Raw genomic sequence first — 2,631 nt, 5'->3', positions numbered from 1 at the left:
AAGCCGTACACCCTGACGCCGGCCAGCGCCGATCCGGCCGGTGCCGCCGTGCAGGTCGCCACGCTGGACGACACCCGCGCCGCCCACCTGATTCGGGTGGCCACGACGGGACACCAGATACGCCTGGGCCGCACCCGCACCACGCTCACCCGCCCGCCGCGCCGCGTCGACCGCCTTGACTGGGCCGCTCCGCCGGCGGGCGGCCGGCGGGCATGGGTGCTGCGGTTCGTCACGCCGACCACCTTCCGCCGCGGCAACACGTTCACCCCGACCCCGTCGCTGCACAGCATCTTGACCTCGCTGCATCGCACCTGGAACACCCACGCCCCCGACAGGTGCCGGTTGCCGCAACCGGACACGTCCGCGGTTCAGCTCACCGACATCGACGTCACCAGCCACCTGCTGCACGTCAATCAGGTGACCGTGTCCGGGTTCACCGGCCGGCTCCGGTTCACCACCATCCCCGACACCCCGGCCAGCACCGCAGAGCTGATCAGCCGGCTGGTCGCGTGGGCGCCGTTCGCCGGGGTCGGCGCCTACACCACCCGAGGGCTCGGCGTCACCCGCACCGAGCCCACCTGGCCCGCGCCGCGCCGCCCCGCCGACGACACCGCACCGGCCCGCAGATGAGCCTCTACGCGACGGCCACCACCCGGCAGGCCCTGGCCGACGCGTGGGAAGAGCTGCGCGCCGACGCCCGCGCCGACGGCACGGTTTCGGTCGGCGTCACCCGCTTCGCCGCCGACGCTGACGACCGTCTCACCGAGCTGGCCGAACAGCTCGCCGCCCGCACCTGGGCTCCCGGTCCGCTGACACCGGTGGAGATCCCCAAGGACGACGGCGGTGTCCGAACTCTGGCCATCCCGCCGGTGGCCGACCGGGTCGTGGAGAAGGCCCTGGCCGCCGTCCTCACCCCGGTCATCGATCCGCACCTGCACCCTGCCTGCTACGCCTACCGGCCCGGCCTGGGCGTCACCGACGCTGTGCAGCACGTCGCCCGGCTGCGCGACGACGGCCTCGGCTGGGCGGTGCGCGCCGACATCGACGACTGCTTTCCCACCATCGACACCCGCCGCGTACGCCGCCTGCTGGCCGAACTGATCGACGACGCCGACCTACTCACCGTCGTCGACCGGCTCCTGGCCCGCACCGTCGCCGGCCGGCCCGCCACGGCCCGCGGCCTGCCCCAGGGCGCACCCCTGTCACCGGCGCTCGCCAACCTCGCCCTCACCCACCTCGACGAGGCCGCCAGCACGGCCGGATTCCCCGCCGTGCGCTACGGCGACGACATCTGCCTGCTCGCGGCCACCCGCGACGACGCCGACCAAGGACGGGCCATCATCGACACCGCCGCCACCGAGCTGGGCATGCGCCTGGGTGACGACACCCAGATCATGTCCTTCACCGACGGGTTCTGCTTCCTCGGCGAGGACTTCGGCACCCGGTACCCGCCGGTCATCGACACCCATCGCGTCCTGCAACCCGCGACCCGCACCGTCTACGTCGCCCGGCCCGGCGCCGCCGTCCGCATCGAAGCCGGCCGCCTGCTCGTCGAGACCCCCGACGACACCGAACTGCTCAACGTGCCCACCGGCCACGTCGAAAGCCTGGCCCTGTTCGGCCCGGTCGGACTGTCCGCCGGCGCCCGCACCTGGGCACTGACCAACGACGTCGAGGTCATCCCCGGCTCCCGCCGCGGCCACTACCTCGGCCAACTCCACACCCGCTCCACCCGCCGCGTCACCCGGCTGCGCCGCCAACTCGCCGCCGCCGACACCCCCGACCGCGCACTGCCCATCGCCCGCACCCTTGTCGCCGGGAAGATCCGCAAGCAGGTCGTCCTCATCCAACGCCTCACCCGCCGCGAACCCCACGAACAGACCGCCGACAGCATCGCCACCATGCGCCGCATGCAGACGATGCTCGACGCCGCCGGCAGCCGCGACGAGATCCTCGGCCTCGAAGGCGCCGCCGCCCGCGCCTACTTCACCGCCCTCGGCCACCTGCTGCCCGCCGAACTGGCCTTCACCGGCCGCAACCGCCGCCCGCCCCTGGACGTGATCAACGCCGCCCTCTCCTACGGCTACACCCTGCTCGTCGGCGAAGCCGTCGCCGCGCTCGCCGCCGCCGGCCTCGACCCCGCCATCGGCCTGCTACACACCGACGACGACAACCGCCCCAGCCTCGCCCTCGACCTGATCGAAGAATTCCGGCCCCTGATCGTCGACCAGGTCGTCGCCACCGCCGCCCGCAAACGCACCCTCACCACCGGCCACGGCCGCACCGACCCCGACCGACCCGGCGTCCTGCTCACGGAGAAAGGCCGCGAAGCACTCATCGACGCCTACGAACACCGCATGCTGCACGTCACCCGCGGCGCCCTACCCGGTTTCGCCGGCAGCCTGCGCCGCCACCTGCACCGCCAAGCCCAACGCCTCGCCGCGCACCTTGACCACGGCGCCGACTGGACCCCACTGAGCTGGCGGTGACCGGCATGCCGACCGTGCTCATCACCTACGACATCACCACCGACACCACCCGCGCGCACGCCGCCGCCCTCATCCAAATGTGGGGCAACCGCATCCAACGCAGCGTCTACCTCTGCCACCTCGACCACGACGACCTGACCGA

Annotated in this window: 3 protein-coding genes; all 3 read left to right on the top strand. The window is 73.0% G+C overall.

The window, feature by feature from the left end:
* A partial coding sequence (cas6, locus tag IEY73_RS32500) for a CRISPR system precrRNA processing endoribonuclease RAMP protein Cas6 (RefSeq protein ID WP_189083187.1) occupies positions 1-630 on the top strand: 630 nt, incomplete at its 5' end.
* The gene (gene cas1, locus IEY73_RS32495) at positions 627-2,489 is read left to right on the top strand and encodes a CRISPR-associated endonuclease Cas1 (RefSeq protein ID WP_189083186.1); all 1,863 of its coding nucleotides are present in this window, start codon (positions 627-629) and stop codon (positions 2,487-2,489) included. The genes cas6 and cas1, both read left to right, overlap by 4 nt.
* A 5-nt stretch (positions 2,490-2,494) precedes the next feature.
* A partial coding sequence (gene cas2, locus IEY73_RS34475; RefSeq protein WP_189083185.1) for a CRISPR-associated endonuclease Cas2 occupies positions 2,495-2,631 on the top strand: 137 nt, incomplete at its 3' end.

It is taken from the genome of Mangrovihabitans endophyticus (assembly GCF_014646155.1).
In the GTDB taxonomy this organism is placed as follows: domain Bacteria; phylum Actinomycetota; class Actinomycetes; order Mycobacteriales; family Micromonosporaceae; genus Actinoplanes; species Actinoplanes endophyticus.
Note: the sequence above shows the minus strand (reverse complement) of the source record. Positions and strands in the feature narration are given on the sequence as shown.